This is a genomic window from Paenibacillus sp. SRL342, assembly GCF_984798905.1.
This window is the reverse complement of record NZ_OZ481790.1, coordinates 409,320-427,272: the sequence shown is the minus strand read 5'-3', so window position 1 is coordinate 427,272 and position 17,953 is coordinate 409,320. Positions and strand designations below refer to the sequence as shown.

The 17,953-nt window shown below is 47.9% G+C and carries 16 protein-coding genes; 9 read left to right on the top strand and 7 right to left on the bottom strand.

Features of this window, described 5'->3' with window-relative positions:
• Positions 1–122: 122 nt before the first annotated feature.
• The 4 genes from AC4E8D_RS02055 to AC4E8D_RS02040 all read right to left on the bottom strand — a co-directional run bounded on the left by AC4E8D_RS02055 (position 123) and on the right by AC4E8D_RS02040 (position 6,164).
• Positions 123–2,198: a methyl-accepting chemotaxis protein gene (locus tag AC4E8D_RS02055; RefSeq protein ID WP_221823809.1), complete on the bottom strand. Its 2,076-nt coding sequence runs from the start codon at positions 2,196–2,198 to the stop codon at positions 123–125.
• Between the two features lie 226 nt (positions 2,199–2,424).
• On the bottom strand, positions 2,425–3,531 hold the full coding sequence (locus AC4E8D_RS02050; RefSeq protein ID WP_221823807.1) for a Glu/Leu/Phe/Val family dehydrogenase: 1,107 nt from the start codon (positions 3,529–3,531) through the stop codon (positions 2,425–2,427).
• A gap of 287 nt (positions 3,532–3,818) precedes the next feature.
• Complete coding sequence (gene cdaS, locus AC4E8D_RS02045; RefSeq protein ID WP_221823805.1) at positions 3,819–4,448, bottom strand: sporulation-specific diadenylate cyclase CdaS; 630 nt, start codon at positions 4,446–4,448, stop codon at positions 3,819–3,821.
• 201 nt (positions 4,449–4,649) lie between these two features.
• The gene (locus AC4E8D_RS02040) at positions 4,650–6,164 is read right to left on the bottom strand and encodes a DUF6359 domain-containing protein (protein ID WP_260632945.1); all 1,515 of its coding nucleotides are present in this window, start codon (positions 6,162–6,164) and stop codon (positions 4,650–4,652) included.
• 388 nt (positions 6,165–6,552) lie between these two features.
• Here AC4E8D_RS02040 and AC4E8D_RS02035 point away from each other — a divergent pair, with 388 nt between their 5' ends.
• Positions 6,553–6,708 (top strand): hypothetical protein, encoded by a 156-nt coding sequence (locus tag AC4E8D_RS02035; RefSeq protein ID WP_017691064.1) that lies wholly within the window; start codon positions 6,553–6,555, stop codon positions 6,706–6,708.
• Between the two features lie 277 nt (positions 6,709–6,985).
• Positions 6,986–7,543 carry a GNAT family N-acetyltransferase gene (locus AC4E8D_RS02030; RefSeq protein ID WP_221823801.1) on the top strand — a complete coding sequence of 186 codons (558 nt, stop codon included), beginning with the start codon at positions 6,986–6,988 and terminating at the stop codon, positions 7,541–7,543.
• Positions 7,544–7,656: 113 nt separating this feature from the next.
• Here AC4E8D_RS02030 and AC4E8D_RS02025 read toward each other — a convergent pair whose 3' ends face one another.
• The gene (locus AC4E8D_RS02025; protein WP_260632941.1) at positions 7,657–8,433 is read right to left on the bottom strand and encodes a Crp/Fnr family transcriptional regulator; all 777 of its coding nucleotides are present in this window, start codon (positions 8,431–8,433) and stop codon (positions 7,657–7,659) included.
• Between the two features lie 376 nt (positions 8,434–8,809).
• Here AC4E8D_RS02025 and AC4E8D_RS02020 point away from each other — a divergent pair, with 376 nt between their 5' ends.
• From AC4E8D_RS02020 to chrA, 6 genes are all read left to right on the top strand, one after another.
• Positions 8,810–9,241 (top strand): GAF domain-containing protein, encoded by a 432-nt coding sequence (locus tag AC4E8D_RS02020; protein ID WP_221823799.1) that lies wholly within the window; start codon positions 8,810–8,812, stop codon positions 9,239–9,241.
• A 109-nt stretch (positions 9,242–9,350) separates the two neighbouring features.
• The gene (locus AC4E8D_RS02015; protein WP_017691068.1) at positions 9,351–10,001 is read left to right on the top strand and encodes a response regulator; all 651 of its coding nucleotides are present in this window, start codon (positions 9,351–9,353) and stop codon (positions 9,999–10,001) included.
• Positions 9,994–11,109 carry a PAS domain-containing sensor histidine kinase gene (locus AC4E8D_RS02010; RefSeq protein WP_490205792.1) on the top strand — a complete coding sequence of 372 codons (1,116 nt, stop codon included), beginning with the start codon at positions 9,994–9,996 and terminating at the stop codon, positions 11,107–11,109. The genes AC4E8D_RS02015 and AC4E8D_RS02010 overlap by 8 nt, the downstream gene beginning before the upstream one ends.
• A gap of 270 nt (positions 11,110–11,379) precedes the next feature.
• Complete coding sequence (gene chrS / locus AC4E8D_RS02005) at positions 11,380–11,874, top strand: chromate efflux transcriptional regulator ChrS (RefSeq protein WP_036616550.1); 495 nt, start codon at positions 11,380–11,382, stop codon at positions 11,872–11,874.
• A 12-nt stretch (positions 11,875–11,886) separates the two neighbouring features.
• Positions 11,887–12,474 (top strand): chromate efflux transporter ChrB, encoded by a 588-nt coding sequence (gene chrB, locus AC4E8D_RS02000; RefSeq protein ID WP_221823793.1) that lies wholly within the window; start codon positions 11,887–11,889, stop codon positions 12,472–12,474.
• Between the two features lie 2 nt (positions 12,475–12,476).
• Positions 12,477–13,022: a chromate efflux transporter ChrA gene (gene chrA / locus AC4E8D_RS01995; RefSeq protein WP_221823791.1), complete on the top strand. Its 546-nt coding sequence runs from the start codon at positions 12,477–12,479 to the stop codon at positions 13,020–13,022.
• A 158-nt stretch (positions 13,023–13,180) separates the two neighbouring features.
• Here the strand turns inward: chrA and AC4E8D_RS01990 are convergent, their stop codons facing one another.
• On the bottom strand, positions 13,181–15,556 hold the full coding sequence (locus AC4E8D_RS01990) for an Ig-like domain-containing protein (RefSeq protein WP_490205791.1): 2,376 nt from the start codon (positions 15,554–15,556) through the stop codon (positions 13,181–13,183).
• 208 nt (positions 15,557–15,764) lie between these two features.
• On the opposite strand from AC4E8D_RS01990, the gene AC4E8D_RS01985 reads away from it, so the two are divergent.
• Positions 15,765–16,370 (top strand): methyltransferase, encoded by a 606-nt coding sequence (locus AC4E8D_RS01985; protein ID WP_221823787.1) that lies wholly within the window; start codon positions 15,765–15,767, stop codon positions 16,368–16,370.
• Between the two features lie 323 nt (positions 16,371–16,693).
• On the opposite strand, the gene AC4E8D_RS01980 is transcribed toward AC4E8D_RS01985, so the two are convergent.
• Positions 16,694–17,830 (bottom strand): glycoside hydrolase family 88 protein, encoded by a 1,137-nt coding sequence (locus AC4E8D_RS01980; protein WP_036616538.1) that lies wholly within the window; start codon positions 17,828–17,830, stop codon positions 16,694–16,696.
• Between the last annotated feature and the right edge of the window lie 123 nt (positions 17,831–17,953).

Here is a 17,953-nt window from a genome sequence, read left to right as displayed (position 1 = left end):
GCTGATCTTCTTGATCACTAAATGGACCAGAGCACATTGATCGAGACCCTAAAAACAAAGCAAAAGGCACTCATACAGAGTGCCTTTTGCCTTCCTTCCCTCTATAGCTATTCAATTAACCCTTACTCCACCTTGAACCGCGCAGCCGATTCGGCCAGCTTTTGTGTCAATTGATCGATCGTATCGACCATGTTCGCCAACTGCTGCACCGTTGAAGACTGCTCCATCATGGTTGCCGTTACCTCTTCAACCGAAGCAGATACCTGCTCCCCTGAAGCGGACAAACTGTGGGCTGACTCCAGTACATCATCCTTGTTCTGCAACATCTCTTGCATCTGTCCTGCCATCGTGGCAATTTGCCGATTGATAACCGTTACCTTCTCCAGAATCACATCGAACGCTTGACGAGTCTGCAAGACAAGCTCATCCTGTCTGGAGGAGATGGTATGAATCTCTGCAACACTTTGGTTGTTCTCGGCTACATCGGCCAGATTCTGCTCAATGATGCTGGAGATTTCCTTGGACTGGCGGGAACTCTGCTCTGCCAGATTGCGGATCTCCTCAGCTACAACAGCAAATCCTCTGCCATGTTCTCCAGCCCGGGATGCTTCGATGGAAGCATTCAATGCAAGCAGATTGGTCTGCTTGGCAATCTGGCTGATGGCTTCCGTGATCTGACTAATACTGCCCGAACTCGTTTGAAGTTTGACCGTAATCTCCGAGATTTTCTCGACTTCCCGTTCGTTCACCTCATTAATACGCATCAATTCATTGACGACTTCATTCCCGTTGTGGAATACCGTTTCGATCTCATCCGCTCTTGCCTTCACATCCTGGGCACTGCTGTTCATGGCAGCCACTTTATCGCCGAAGCTGTTGAATTTGCCTGCAATCTGCTCGGTATCTTCGGATTGGGCCTCCATCGCCTTCGCGATGCCCATGGACGTCGCCGATGTCTCATCAATGGATCTTGCTGTCTGTCTGGATGTTTCCTCCAGCTCCTGAGTGCTGGCTTGAAGAACATGGATCGAACTATTCATATCGGTAATCAGGTTTCGGTTCTGCTCCACCATGCCATTGAAGCTCTCTGCCAGATCCTTGAATTCACTGTTATATCTACCATTGGCCTTGACGGTCAGATTCCCTTGAGCAAGCTGTTGGAACAGCCCGATCAGACGAACAATAGGTCTCGTAATACTACGAGAGATCAATAGTCCTACGCCAATAGCCAGAGCAATTCCGATCAAGGTCACGATAACCACCTGGCGCTGCATATCCTCTAATGGACGTTTGATATCATCATAATCGTCCATAATCACCACGGAGAGATCTGCGTCAGGAATCTGATTAACACGGTAGTAGATATCATCTCGATCCATCGAAGTGATTTTCACTTCGTCCGTTGCCTTGACATTTATAAGTTCCATAGCTTCCTTGTCTTCCGCAAGTGTCTGTCCCACAACCGAAGGGTCCAGTGAGTCGAACATGATAATGCCACTTCGGCTCAGCACTTCAACTCTGCCTTGGGCATTGATTTTAATGTCTCCCAGTTGCCCCAGGAAAAAGCTGCTGTCCACCGACATGGCGAACACACCCAGTATATTACCCTGTTCATCGGTGATGGGCTGCGAGAATACAATAATGAGCTTCTTGCCAGTCTTAGAGACAACTGCGTCACTGATGAAGGATTTCCCCTGTATGGACTCCTTAAAATATTCCCGATCTCCCCGTGACTGTCCAATGACTTCCGGCATGGTTCCCGCCACCATAGTTCCTTCCTTGTCAAACACGAACAAGTCCGGCTTGGTGCCTACCGTGTCGGATATACTGTCGGTGAGAATCGTATTCGCTGTATTGAAGTAAGGATTCTCATCTGTGAAAAAGGTGTCATCTGGCATTTCATTGGTACCACGCAACTCCAAGAGTTCTTTGAACGTGTTATGTACAGATATCGCATGACTCATCTGTTGCTGAAGCTGCATCGCTGTCCAAAGCCCTTCCCCAAGGCGGTCAGCCATCACATTAATCTCATCCTTGCTTTTCCTGACCACAACATCAGATGAAATCATATAACTTGTGGTCGTTGCACCGAGCAGAACCAGAACAACCAATACACTGATCATGATCGGCAGCTTGATCTTAAGCGACATATTTTTGATCTTATACCCTATTCCTTGCTTTTCCCCCGTTTTTCCCATTCCCACTTCTCCCCGCTTCCCTGAACCATCTCCATCTGAACGATGTAAATACATTATCGGAAAAAAGCATAGTGAAATTGATCAATTAGGGAGATATTGCCACTGTTTTTCTTTGTTATGTTCTGACAGTGCACAAAAAACTGCCTGTCAGATCGACAACATCCAATTTTGGAGTAGGTTTGCCGATCCTAACAGACAGTTTTCAAATTATATGATTGGATTATGATTACTTGCGCAATCTCCGGGAACTCAGCGCGTGATGACCATTTTGCAGGAATGTGCTGCGCGTATTCTTCATCTGCTCAATCCGCCGCTCAGCCAGACGATCTGCGGCAACATAGGTAGCGATGCCCTCGGTACGTGAGCTTTCGAATATTTTCTCCAGATTGGAATAGATCTCTCCGATCTTGCCCCACGCCCGATCCGCGTTGTAACCGTTCAGCTCATCTGCGATATTAATTACGCCGCCTGCATTGATAACATAGTCAGGCGCATATACGATGCCCATATCATAGAGCTGATCCCCATGACGGGTCTCCAGCAGCTGATTATTGGCACAGCCCGCTACGACCTTCGCCTTGAGCGTTTTGAGTGTATCGTCATTAATCGTGCCACCGAGCGCACATGGTGCATAGATATCACACTCCACACCCGTGATGTCTGCAGGATCAACTGCTGTTCCGCCGAAGCGGTCCACGGCCTGTTTCACCGAGTCCTTATGGATATCCGTAACGATCAGATGTGCACCTTCCTCATACAGATATTTGCACAGATGCATCGCCACATTGCCGACACCTTGGACCGCTATCCTTTTACCCTCAAGCAGATCGGTACCAAATGCTTCTTTGGCTGCTGCCTTGATCCCCCGATATACACCCCAAGCCGTTGCAGGTGATGGATTACCGGATGAACCATAACTCGCCGAGATGCCTGTCACATAATCGGTTTCCTGATAGATCAGGTTCATATCCTCTTCCGTCGTACCTACATCTTCGGCCGTGATATAACGTCCGTTTAAGCCTTGAATGTATCGGCCAAAAGCCCGAAACATCGCTTCATTTTTGTCACGCCGCGGGTCTCCAATAATGACGGTTTTGCCACCGCCCAGATTGAGGCCGGATACTGCATTCTTATATGTCATACCACGGGCAAGGCGTAGGGCATCTTCAATGGCTGCTTCTTCTGAAGCGTAAGTCCACATCCGTGTGCCTCCCAGCGCAGGGCCGAGTGTTGTGTCGTGTATGGCGATAATTGCTTTTAACCCTGAATTTCGATCCTGGCACAGAACCAGTTCCTCATAATCGTGTTGCTCCATTGCTTCAAACCAACTCATGTGCTAACCGTCTCCTCCAACCATTTTTGCGATCCAATCGCATTGTTCTCTATTCATTGACCATCCTCTATTGTACCCATGAATACCCAGTTTGTGCAAAATCACATCGCAATGTCAGAGAAGCATTGATCGATGTTTCTCATATGGCGGGAGCAAAGCTGTCGAATTTCAGATTATAATTTTATCGTCTATCAATAGAAAAACCTCTCTCCCTTACAGGAGAAAGGTACACTTCCCTCAACTGCATTAACTCAATCGTGCCAAGTAAGCCACTTGATCGTTCACATTTAAGATAGCGTCTCAACCACATTAATGGGATGCAAATCGCCATCCACCGCAAATGAAGCCTGTCCCGTCTCTTCGGAGACAACCAACACTACGGCGTCCGTCAATTCACTGAGTCCCAGCGCAGCCCGATGACGGGTGCCTATTTTACGTTCATGCACTTCCGCTTGCGACAACGGCAGCACATTACCAGCAGATACAATCTGATTACCACGAATCAGCACAGCCCCGTCATGAAGTGGCGCACCGGGAATAAACAGCGATTCCAGCAATGCATGCGTTACTCTTGCATCCACAGTCACGCCTGAGTGAATGATCGACTCCAACGGAATCTCCCGTTCAATCACAATTAACGCCCCATATCTCCGGTCAGATAGATGCTGTACGCTCGATGTTAATTCGGCAAACTTCTCGGTAAAGGGCGACAGATAACAATCCAGATAAAACGAAGAGGCGAGCACCTCGATCTGTTTAATCTCCGCTCGAATCTCTGCAAATTGTCCCAGCAGACAGACACTGTCATTGTCAAAACGGGATAACGTCATGTTCATTCGATCCGCCACACGATGCAGATCTGCCTTGAGCTTCTGCCTCATTGAGGAACTGTCACAGTCTCCTTGTTGAGTCATCATTCACCGCCTCCTCTGGTTGGGTTGAGCTTCACGCCGCATCATTAGTACCCATACCTTCCCCTCCGGAGCAGATATTTATGCAGTGGCAGCAAGGCTCTATAGTCGTGATTGTAACTAATATAACAAGCAAAAAAAGAGCCTGTCCGCAAAACTCACGGTCAGACCCTATTCGCATAATGATTTGATGTTTGTCTACTTTACTTATTGCGCTTTGCCGTATGAACCTGTCTTAAATGTAGTCGGATCATACCATTTGTACCCTGCCGCTGGTGCAGCCCATGGCTCAAGTTGCGGCTCGGTTGATGCGGCCGGAGCTTCGATAGGAAGCAGGCTTGTTGCCGTATCCAATGTCAGTCCTGGCACTTGTGCCAGACTGGTGTAGCTCTCTTTGACCGCGAGCCATTTCACGGTATTCACAAGGAACGTTGCATCATCCACTTCTTTGAATCCATCATAGGTCTTCTTGGTAGCACCGGTCTCTTCACGCAAATATTTCGGAGTCGCATCTTCCACAGGTGAAGAGTCGCCGATAAATGCGGCTTTGCCTGCACCAACCTTTGCAATGGCAGCATAGGCTCCTTCAGCTCGTCCACCACCGTTATATACGCCCTGATCCACGGCATTGCCCCACTTGGACACACCACTTGGTACATACACCAAACCTTTGGCCTTGTTCGGGTCTATAATCGCAACGGTCGATCCCGCATGCATGGCTACAGAATTAACACCAGCCGTAATGCCGAAGGATTGTGCTGGTGCAACGATATCCGATGCATTTACATCTCCAAGGGCATTGTAGCGGAAACGGACACCAAAGTTCGTCGCGAGCCAGTCTGAACTCGTCACACTCTGCATTGCTGGTGATCCCGCTTCAGCCGAAGACATGCCTTTGGCCGGATTCAGGAAAGCACCGCGGCGATAACCGTTGAATACTTCGGAAGAATCCCAGCGGTTTTTGTTGCGGTCTGCATTATAGTGGTCGGAGATGAAGAAAATACTCCCTCCGTTCTGCACGTACTGCACCAGCGCAGCCTGTTCAGTCGCTTTGAACGGCACGTTGGCTTCGCCAATGACAAAGACGTGGTAGTCTTTCAATTTATTATAGGTGATGGCTTGCTCACCAAATGTATACGGGATGCTGCGTTCCAGCTGATCCACGGCAAAGCCTGCGTTTCGCAAACCATTGGCAAAATCCGAAAATGCCCCGTCAATAATCCAGTCGGCAGCACCTGCTGTCTGGGCGTGGGTATTATCAAATAATACTTTCTTGCCGGTACCGTCCGGTAGTGTTGTACCCGGGTTCGGTTCTGGATCAGGATTGGTTGTTCCGGAGGAAAGTGTGATGGACGTTGGGTTTTTGACTCCTGCATAGCTGTTGTAGGCACCGAGGGTTCCGGTTACGATAATCTTTTTGCCTACAAGACTGGGATTGGACGCCAATCCATATTGCGAACGGAAAGATGAGGGAATCTGTACATCCAATAATCTGGCGTTAGTTCGCTCTGACGCTGAATCTGCAATCAGAACATTAAAATCATTGGCGTACGGAGATGTAAACTTCGCGGTAAGTGACCCGGTAGCATGTCCAACAATGATTCCTTCAACCGTTGCTGTTCCTCCACCGCTCTGGGCAGCGATGGCCTGAGATACCGTAAGTGGTGCTGCAGCTTGTACCGGACTTTGCGAACCCGGCCCCAGCAGTGCGGTTGCCATCATGATAAAGACCAGGAATGCCCCGATCCAGTGCTGCCATAACGCCTTCTTCATATTCCCTTTCTCCTCCTCCAAATTACCTGATAATGGTTATCCTCCTTTTAATTTAATGGTTCATATGCTGAATTCCTCTTTCTTTTTGTAAAATTATTGAAAAAGTTTAGAAGTTGAGTCTATTGGCCCATACTGATGATCATTAGAATTACATTTTAATGAGCCTATTTTCAGAAAAAAGTTAAATTCGATGCGGACTTGGGATTGCATTTTGCCAGCGTTCATTGCATAATGAATATATAAACGTGATAATGATTATCATTCTTGAACTTGTCTCTTTGTAACTTTCTACTGCATATGATTTTACGAATTTATAGATAAGGGGAACGAACATCGAATGAATACAACTCTGCAAAAGGCTGATCTGCAGCTTGACGATTATTTGGATCTTCTGAACCTGGCAACCAACCTGGGTGATACGAGATGGCAAAAGGAAATTATCCGTAAGCTGGCGTATACTTATCCCGCAGTTCAATGTAAACAACCACAATAATATGCCTTATACTTACATAGCTCATAACCCATTCTTTACATGAATCGGTTATTGGGCTATTTTTGTTTTATTATATAATTGAACTAAACATTTACACGAGAAACGGAGAGGACAGAAATAACCTGAAGAAGCGGAGCGTTCGCCTTTATTCCCGGATTTTCTCCTTTGAAAACGGGAATCCAATAAATCTGGGATAACAGCGATCGGAAGGTTGTTCTGTCATCGGAGTGGCAAGTGTAATATTCTTTAGTTCAATTTATATAGGAGGGGAACAACGATGCAATTGGAGACCGAACGACTCATCATCAGGGATATTCTGGAAACAGACTGGAAAAGTATACATAGCTACACATCCATGACAGAAGTTACTCAGCATACGGCATGGGGACCGAATACGGAAGAAGATACGCGAGCATACGTGCAGTTTGTGTTGGACATGCAGCAGACACAACCACGAGAAGGCTTTGAACTGGCGATATGTTTGAAAAGTGATGGAACTCTCCTTGGTGGAGTAGGTATTCACGTGATGGAGAAAACCAATGCAGAGATCGGTTACGTCCTTAATCCCGCCTATCAAGGAAAAGGTTATGCCGCCGAAGCAGCCCGTGCTCTAATAGGTTTTGGTTTCAATGAACTGGGCATGCACCGGATTTACGCCAAATGCCGTCCGCACAACACAGCTTCGGAGAATGTCATGAAGAAGATCGGCATGCAGCGAGAAGGGCTATTACGCGAGCACTGGTTCTACAAAGGTTCCTTTCATGACTCGGTGCTCTATTCGATTCTCTCCAGTGAATATGGCACGGCCAATGGAGATCCAATTCTACATATGTAATTTTCCGCATACATCAAAAAAGCTGACACCGATTATACGGATGTCAGCTCTTTTTATTATTCTCCGTAACGACCCCAATCGCCAATGGAGATACACCCCCGGAACAAGCTATGTTACAACCGGCACAACTCTACGGGGCAACTTGGGAATGTCGGACATCCGCACATGCAACGCAAGGCTGCCAGATCCCGAATCATCAGTTTTCCGTCCATCATATCCAGCGTACCTTGTTCCTTCCATGCCCCCAGCATCCGCGTTACGCTCTCTCGGGTCGCTCCAATCATCTCAGCAAGATCGGTATGGTTCAGCTTCATGTCCAGCACAATACCATCCGGTGTCACCCTGCCATACGAATTGCTGGCACGGATCAGTGTCGAAGCGAGCGCACCCGCCTTGCCATAGAGCAACAAATCACGGAATCTCGACTGGGTAATCCGCTGCGACAGCGCCATCCATTGCAAGAATTTCAAGGCAAGGTCGCCATGTTTGCTGAGTATGCTTTCCAGATCGCTAAGCGAGATAATCGCCAGCTCCCCTTTTTCCGCCATCTCTGCACTGTAGCTATGATTAAATCCGCCGATGCCGCCGAATTCACCGATGAGATCGCCGCTTTGCTGAATGGATAAAATAATTTCCTTCCCATCCTCCGTCGACTTGGTCATTTTCACTCGTCCCGAACGAATGTAGTACAGATATCCGGCTTCATCGCCTTCGAGAAAGAGACTATACCCCGACTTTACCCGTTTGGGTTGCATTTTCGCTTCAATCAGGTCCCATTGCTCAGGTGTAACGAACGAAAGGATTCCGCCTGTTTCTCGTGTCATTTTGCCTGCCTCCGTTTGTTTCTGCTCTGTTCTTTGGGTTGTTCTTTCCACAAATACTGTACCCATTACCTTCGTCCCCCTCGGTGATTCCTTATGTATACATCATATCGCGAAAGTAGCTTCAGGGTTATCGGGGGATTACCTGATCATTGACAAGAAACTCCCTGAATTTGCTGTGAGAAAAGTCACATTTCACCGATATGCCTCATCCTTCGCATTTCTTCAATCCCTTGGTGTACCTGAGTCAAGAGTCCTCTACTGCCCAAGTTCAGTAGATTACGGAACGGAAATAGGGGTTTTCCCTGAATTACAACGTACGAGAATGGGTCTACAATAGAACTAACATTGTAATACCCTTACTTTAAGATGATCCTGTTCAAAGGTTAATGATAATAATTAAACGTTACGTACCTTATAATTTCGGAAAAGGAAGTGTCCTCTCATGCATGATGAACTGCCATCTGGCATTCAGGAGATGATCGACGGCCTGCGCCTGAACACATACAGCGACTTCTGTGGACTTGCCTGTCTGAACGGGACGATGCTACGCTGGAAGTATACCTCTGGGGCTAGTAATGAACGGGTGAAACGCATGGAAATGCGCCCCGGACAAGATCTGGTGGGCACAGCCCTTCGGACTGGACGCACAACCCGATCTGATGCACAATCCACCGGGGAGCATACACCCGGTCGTTGCCCGTTAATGCTCGCTGAGCGGCTGGTATGTGCCATAGCGGTACCTGTGTTCCAGGAAGGAAGCGTGCCTGGCGCCGTGCTGCTCGTTGGCAGCAGACTGCCTTGCACCTTCTCCCCCGATATGATCCGGCAGACGGAGCAAATCGCTCTACATCTTCAGCCGAAGGTGTTTGGATAATAGTTTGAACTGGAGAGTGAGAGAAGTTATTCGGAGATTAAAGCTCTGAATGGCTTCTTTTTTTGTTATGATATAGATAGAACTAAGGAAGCGGACAGGGGGAAATCATGTGATTCAACTATTAGTTGTAGACGACCATGTTGTCGTGCGTTCCGGGCTGATCGCCTTACTTGAAGGAAAGAATGATATACATATCGTTGGAGATGCCGCAGATGGCGATGAAGCCATTGCCAAGGCTCAAGAGTTGAAACCAGATGTGGTCTTGATGGATTTCAGCATGCCGCCAGGCAAAGACGGTCTGACCGCTACCGCTGAATTGAAGAAATTGATGCCGGATGTCTCCATTTTGATACTGACCATGCATGACGATGAAGAATATCTGTTCCGCGCCATCCACGCGGGAGCATCCGGATATATCCTCAAAAGTGCGCCGCATGAAGAATTACTTGCCGCGATTCGTTCCGTAGCAGAAGGTAGCGCCTATCTGTACCCAAGTGCGACCAAGCGGCTGATGAGTGAATACCTGGACAAAGCCAAACAGGAAAACGCCGGACCGTATGACACGTTATCCGAGCGGGAGAAAGAGATTTTGTCCTGGATTGCCAAGGGTTACGCCAACAAGGAAATCGCAGAACATCTGATCATCAGTGTCAAAACGGTCGAATCCCACAAAAGTAATCTGATGGAGAAACTCGGCCTGCGTACACGACCGGAACTGGTGAAGTTCGCCATGAAAAAGGGGTTGCTGAACTTTGAGTAGTGCACGCAAGAACAGATTAAGTGGACTCGCAGACCAGCCCGTACGCCTCCTGCTGAACGAAATCGATAATCACATTACGGATAATGAATTCCGCAGCAGATTGAAGGGTTCCCTGCATCAACTGAGTGATCTGAAGTTTGCTCTGGATGAGTCCTCCATCGTTGCCCTCACGGACCGCAAAGGAAAAATCCAATATGTGAATGATAAATTCTGTGAAATCTCGCAGTACGAGCGCGAAGAACTGATCGGCAAGGATCATCGAATCATTAATTCCGGATACCATGGCAAAAATTTTATGAAAAACCTGTGGGACACGATATCCTCAGGTAAGGTATGGAACGGGGAGATTCGCAATCGGGCCAGAGATGGCAGTTATTATTGGGTCAACACCACCATCGTGCCTTTCCTTGATAACGACGGGGAGCCATATCAATACCTGGCTGTACGCAGCGAGGTCACCAAGCTGAAATCCGTCGAAGGCGAATTGCAGAAGATGATGTCCCAAGTGATGAACATTCAGGAAGAGGAACGACGCCGGATCTCGCGTGAACTGCATGATGGGATTGGACAGAGTCTCTTCTCTCTGGTGATTCAGATGGACCGACTGCTGGTAGATCAGCCTCAACCCGGGGTTGAAGCACTTCGTAAGCAGGTCACGGGTATCATGGAAGATGTACGCGGTATGGCATGGGAGCTGAGACCATCCGTTCTGGATGACCTGGGTGTTGTTCCGGCGATTCGCACGTATATTGAGAATTACACCCGTCACTACGGGATCGAAGTTGATCTGGAGTGTAATTTGCGCAAACGACTGGAGATGAACCGGGAGATAGCTATCTACCGGATTATTCAGGAAGCCTTAACCAATGTCGCGAAGTATGCCGATGTTGCCGAGGCACGTGTTACTATAGAAGACGCCGAGGACATGACAATGGTTATTATTGAAGACCAAGGTGCTGGATTCAGCGAAGCAACCGCTGGCAATGGCGTTGGATTGTTCAGTATGGAAGAGCGTGCCCGTGGCGCAGGGGGAACGTTAAGAGTGTCTTCCGAGCCTGGCGAAGGGACAACCGTTACCCTTTTACTGCCCAAGACAGCACAGGGATAACCGGTCATGCTTCGTATCACACTTTGCGCTTTACTCCAGCTTATCTATTATTTAACGGCTGCTCGCTATTGGACTGTGCGAGTGGTCTTTTTATTTCCGATTGGTCGAAATGACAAAATGAAGGCTCAAAATCGGTTAAATTCAATAATCATGATAAATAGATTGACTCCAGTTACGATTCGTCATTAAACTATGAATGCCACATACACATTGTATGATTAGTAAAATTTCATTGTTCATTTCATATAGCGAAGGAAAAGGATGATCAACATGTCAGAGAAACGCTCCTCCAAAGGAGGAGAAATTCCGCAAATGTACAATCTGGACGAGATGGATCGCAAAATCATCGCCGCGCTTCACCACAACAGCCGAATATCCTATACGGATCTGGGGACACAGATCGGATTGTCACGTGTAGCAGTCCAGGCGCGCATTAATGCGTTATCCGAAAAAGGAATCATCGAACGCTTCACCGTTGTGATCAACCCTGGCAAAGTTGGGCTCCAGGTCTCGGCTTTTTTCAATGTCGATGTTGAACCGCCCTTCCTGGATGAAGTCGCGGAGAAACTGGACGAAGAACCGGCCGTCACTAGCCTCTATCATATGACAGGCCCGAGTACCCTGCACATGCACGGTATTTTTGCGGATATGGAAGAGATGGAGCAGTTCTTGCTCGAGAAGCTATATAAGATGCCAGGCATCGTCAAAGTGGAATCACAGCTGTTGTTGAAACGTTATAAAAGCCGGATGGGCATGAGACTCTAGGAGGAAATCAGCATGGGTTGGAAAGATTACAAAGGTCTCGTCATCGGAATGGTCCGAACCGGAATTCTCGGATATGGCGGTGGACCTTCGGTTATTCCATTGATCCGTTATGAAGCTGTTACGCGTTACAAATGGGTCAGTGATGAGGAGTTCGGCGAGATTTTGGCTATCGCTAATGCCCTGCCCGGTCCTATTGCGACCAAGATGGCCGCATATCTGGGATACAAAACCAAAGGTGTACTGGGCGCGATTGTGTCCGTACTCGCTCACATCTTACCGACCAGTATTGCCATTATTGCTCTGCTCGGTTCCATGTACGCACTCCGCGAGTCGAAAGTGGTAGCAGGCATGGTAGCCGCCGTGCGGCCGGTCATTTTTGTCATGCTGGGAATGATGGCTTATGAGTTTGCCATGAAAGCCTGGAAGGGACTCGGCAAAGTTTTTGCCGCCCTATTCGGCGTAATTGCCTTTGTACTGTTGCAGCTACTGGATATCCATCCGGGGATTGTGATCGCGGTTTTCCTTGGATATGGTGTCTTCCATCTGGAGCTAGTACAGCGCTTCAAATCCAAAGGCAAGTCCGATAAGGAGGTGTCCTAAGGATGCTCCAGACTTGGTGGGAATTATTTTGGGGATTTTTCGTAGCAAACATCTTGGGATATGGGGGTGGTCCGGCCTCCATTCCGCTCATGCAGGAAGAGATTGTGAACCACTACCATTGGATGACTACAGAGCAATTTGGGGATGTACTAGCGATTGGTAACGCCCTTCCTGGCCCGATTGCAACCAAAATTGCTGCATTTGTCGGGTACCACGTGGCAGGCTGGTTTGGGGCATTTATCGCAAGTTTTGCTACAATCGTCCCTTCCGCAACCGCACTTATTATATTACTTCGTCTGTTGAACAAACATCGCACGTCACCCAAAGTCAAAGGCATGACCCTACTCGTGCAACCTGTTATCGCTGTACTCATGATTCTGCTTACATGGGAATTCGGGCAGCTATCCACTGATTCCATCGGCATCTGGCAGACGTTAATCATAGCAGGCATCTCGCTCTGGGTCATGACCAAGACCAAGCTGCATCCAGCCATTCTGATCGTGATCGCTTTTGCCTATGGTGCGCTGGTACTGTCTCACACGATGTAGTTATACAAACGTACAGGGAACGATCCCTTAATAAGACGTTTCAGATTCGTTAGCGCTTGGAGACACGTTCTAGTTTATAGACCAAAAACGGTGATACCAGTTATTCGCTGGCATCACCGTTTTTATTTGCGCGTTTCAACTCACATTTGAAAAAGCAATTACTTCGCTTCAACCACTACCGTTACTTTTGTTTTCACACCTGCAAATGTCACCGTAATTGTTGCTTTACCTTTGCCGTTCGCCTGAATAATTCCATCTTTCACCGATGCTGTTGCAATACGGGAAGATTTCCAGAGAGCCGGCTTGGATACATTAGCTTCACTGCCATCGGCATACGTTGCAGTTGCAGCCACGGTTACCTTTTCACCAGGTTTCATGGTCAACGTTACTTTATCCGTCTGCAAATATTTCAGTGTATCCACATCTACAGCAATGGTTACAGACTTGCTACCGTATTTTGCTGTGATTTTGGCTTTACCTGAACCTGTAGCTTTGACTTTACCTTTGGTCACTTGAGCTACTTTGTAGCTGTTCGTTTTCCATTCAGCTTTGTCAGAAACATCACGCTCGCTACCGTCGCTCAAGAAGGCAGTTACCGTCAAATCAGCTGTATCGCCTGATTTCAGGGAAAGAACCGGCTCGGAAGCTTCAATACGTGTGATGACATCCACTTCAACTTGGATAGTCACTTTTTTGGAGCCATATTCGGCTGTGATGTTGGCTTTACCACTGCTGTTACCCGTGATCACGCCTTTTTTCACATCCGCTACACGTGCATTGCTGGATTTCCAAGTTGCTTCGGATGTTACATCCAGCGTGTTGCCGTCCTCATCAGTACCTGTTAGAAGGATCGTCTGAGTTTCTTTGGCAGACAGAACAACGAAGTTCACATCTGCTTCCAGTCCACTAGCCATACCTACTTCAACAGGCAGAGTAAGTGTTTTACCTTCAATCTTCGCTGTGATGGTTGCCTTACCTGTGGCAACACCTGTGATAACCCCTTTGCTATCTACCTCAGCGATTTTGTCGCTGCTGCTGCTCCAGGTTGCATCTTCGGATATATCCTTGGATGTTTCACCATACAAAGCCAGTACTTTGGCAGAAGTCGTTCCACCAACAGCTACTGATGCTTTTTTCTTATCCATCTCATACTTGTCTGCTACGTCTACATTCACTGTGAATTTAACCGTTTTACCGCCATAAGCTACAGTAATCGTAGCCGTACCGGATTTGTATGCAATCAGATCGCCGTTGGATACATATACAACATCTGCATTGCTTGAAGTCCATGTTGCTTTGGAAGTTACATCTTCTTTACTTGCATCAATATACTCTGCATTGGCTACCAATTTTTTAGACTTGTTATCACCCGTAACACTCATGGCGAGTTTGTCATCTACATCTTTGATATCCAAATATCTTGCCGTATCTACATCCACAGCAACTTCTACGGTTTTGCCACTATAAGTGGCTTTGATCGTTGTTGAACCTGCACTAATGGCTGTGATCTGTCCCTTGAATACCGTTGCAACCTTCTCGTTGCTGGATGTCCATGTTGCTTGATCCGTTACATTCACATCGCTGCTGTTTGGATAAGAAGCCGTTACAACGACATTAGCCGTTTTAGTTGTGTCGCTCAAACGGAAGAAAATACTTTGTTTCTCCACACTCAGCTTGCTGGTCAGATCTACATCCACGTCAACGGATACTGATTTCGTACCGTATTTGGCTGTGATCTTGGCAGAACCTGCCGAGTATCCTGTAATTTCGCCTTTGAGTACGTCTGCAACCTTCTCATTGCTGGATGTCCACTCCGCCAGATCGGTTACATCTTTGGTTGTGCCATCTGGATACGTAGCCGTCACTTTCACACTTTCACTTTTGTTCAACAACAGATTAACTTGTTGTTTATCTACATCTACACGTTTAACCACTTCAACGTTAACATCCACCGTCACGCTTTGGCTGCCAACTTTGGCTGTGATAACGGCCGTACCCGCACTTTGTCCAGTCACTTTACCATTCACAACGGTAGCAACCTTCTCATCACTGGTAGACCATTCTGCAGTACTTGCTGCTGCATTATTTGTTTCATTGTCACTATACGTTGCTGTCAAAATAATTTCTTTTGTATCTCCCGTGCGCAAATCCAGACTTTGCACGTTTTTCGAAAGGGCTTTGACCTTCTTCGTCACTTTCACTTGAACGGTCTGACTCTGACCCTGGTAAGCTGCGGTAATCGTCGCTTTACCTTCCTTTTTGGCCGTGATTGCACCATTATATACAGTTGCTATCGAAGTATCTTCGCTACTCCAGGTTGTACTAATCGTTACATTAGCCGAGGTATTATCTGAATATACCCCTGTCACCGTAACAGACCCAGAATCACCAACTTCGAGCGACATCTCATTCTTGGAAACCACAATTTTGGACAGTTCTTTGTCTGCCGCAGCGGCCAAGCCTACGTTGGAAATACTCAGCATCAACACCAGCATCATCACCATGTACTTGGTCAATCTTGGCTTTAACATCATTTCCCCCCGATTATCATCATTTTTTTCCTTATCTTTAATGTCGGCAAGTCCTTTCCAGATGTTTAGACTTTCAGGAAATTTTCAGGGAATTCTATGGAAGTTAATTTATCTTCTATTCCTGTTTCAACCGATCATACCTGCGAATATAGCGCATACCTATGTATATTGACTGTCTTGAACTTCTTTTAACAGGATTGGAGGAAACATAATGAGTCAGCCTTTTGATTACATCGGGTATTGGGAGAAAACATATCGTTCGGGTGAAACTTCTGGCAGGGGTTCATACGGGGTTTTGGCTGAATTCAAGGCCGAGGTCGTAAACGGACTGATTCAACGTGAAGGGATTCATCGTGTCATTGAGTTTGGATGTGGAGATGGCAACCAGTTGCAATACATGAATTATGAGGACTACCTGGGCGTGGATGTAGCGGCTTCTTCAGTAAAGCGTTGTGCTGCCCAATTTGCCAAGGATTCATCCAAGAGCTTCATGCTGTATACACCAGGCCTATGGATTAACCATGGTTTCCTGCAAGCCGATCTGACGGTCTGTCTGGATGTGTTATATCACATCACGGATGAAACGGATTTTCGCAACACCCTCTATGATATTCTGCACTCCTCAACAGCATGGGTGGTGCTTTACACCCGCTTGAAAGAAAACGGCAACCCGGGGATTGATACAATCCAGGACCGTAATCTGTTTGAATATCTCTTCGACTACCCTGATTTCAAAGTTCATGAGATTATTCCGCAGCGCTATCCAGATCAATCTTCTGCCGACTTTGTCATTCTGAGACGTACGCCTTCGAAGTGAAAATCGATTCTTTCAGTAAAGCATAGCTAAGTCTGCACCCCAACTGGACCTGTAAGAATGAATATTCATATGCCAGATATTCTTTTGTCTTCCTTCGATTATGTAAACCATCCGCCTGTCCGCTCACCTTGATTCGTCTATTCAAAGCTCAAACTTAGGTGTACTCCGTCTCCAATAGTAGGAATATCGTTCCTAATACTGGAGACAGCCTTATGCGGACAGGTGATGATGGTTTGCTAACAACTCGAAGACTCATAACACTACGACCTTACTAATCTGTTCTCACCTTCAGTTCTTCCAGCCCGTAGTTCTCGATTCTTCTTTTAAAATAACCCCGCATGTCCACGCAGCTTCGCCAGCGCTTCCATATAGAAATAATCGCCGTATATAATCGGCACATTCAACCCTCGCCCTTCCGGGTAATGCACCGTTCCCTGCATGATCAGACCTTCTTCCGCTGCCGAGTCGCCGGAGCTATAATGCTCATGCAACCCGCGGACAATACGCTCTCCCGCGGCAGCATAGGTTTCACCGCGTGGCGACAGCTTCGCCAGCTCAAGCAACCCGCTCGCGGCAATCGCCGCAGCGGACGAGTCCCACGCCACCTGATGCTCCGCAGGTGCGCGGAAATCCCACACCGGCACGATCTCTTCGCCAAGCATGGCGAGGAAGAAATCGGCCGCACGCTCCGCTGTCTCCAGATATCGGGCTTCGCCCGTATACCGGAAAGACAGCGCAAACCCGTGCAACGCCCAGGCGGTGCCCCGCGCCCAGGCGGAACCTGGAGCATGGCCCTGTCCGCCATGCTCTCGCAGCTTCTGCCCCGTGTGTGGATCAAACTCCACCACGTGGCAGATGGACCCGTCAGCGCGGATGAATTCGCGCGCCACGGTGTCCGCATGTGCTTCCGCCAGCCAGCGGAAGCGAGGATCGCCGCTCTGCTCGGATGCCCAATAGAGCAGCGGCAGGTTCATCATGCTGTCAATGATGGCTACGCCGCGCGTATCCATTGCTGACGAGCTGAAATTCCAGGCGCGGATGAACTCACCGCGCACGTGGAAACGGGCAGCGAGCAGGTTGGCGGCAAGCATGCCACGCCGCCGTCCATCCATGCTGCCCGTCTGGCGGTAGTTGGCTACGCCACTAAGCAGCCAGATGAACCCCAGATCGTGATCCACCGATTCGGGATCACGTAGACAACCCTCCAGTTGCCGCTCACAGCTTTCGGCAATGCGATGTAGCGAAGCCGCCGCTTCACTTTCAGGAGCATCCTCATAGACCAGCCATAACAATCCAGGCCAGAAACCTGCGGTCCACCATTCCGGATCATTCCGATCATACGTCCCCTGCGGGGCAATGTGTGGAAAAGTATCCTTGATCCGCTTTGCATTCCGAATCGTTTTGGCAGCTCCCTGTTGCCACGCTTCCTCGAGCCATTTTACCGACGTTGATGTGTTCATGAACATATCCCTCCTCGATTCAATACCGGACATCTATGCTTGATGCTCCAGCTCATCCTCAATTTATCTATAGCGTCGTATGCCATAACTGCAATAGCTATCAGTTAAATATCACTAATCATC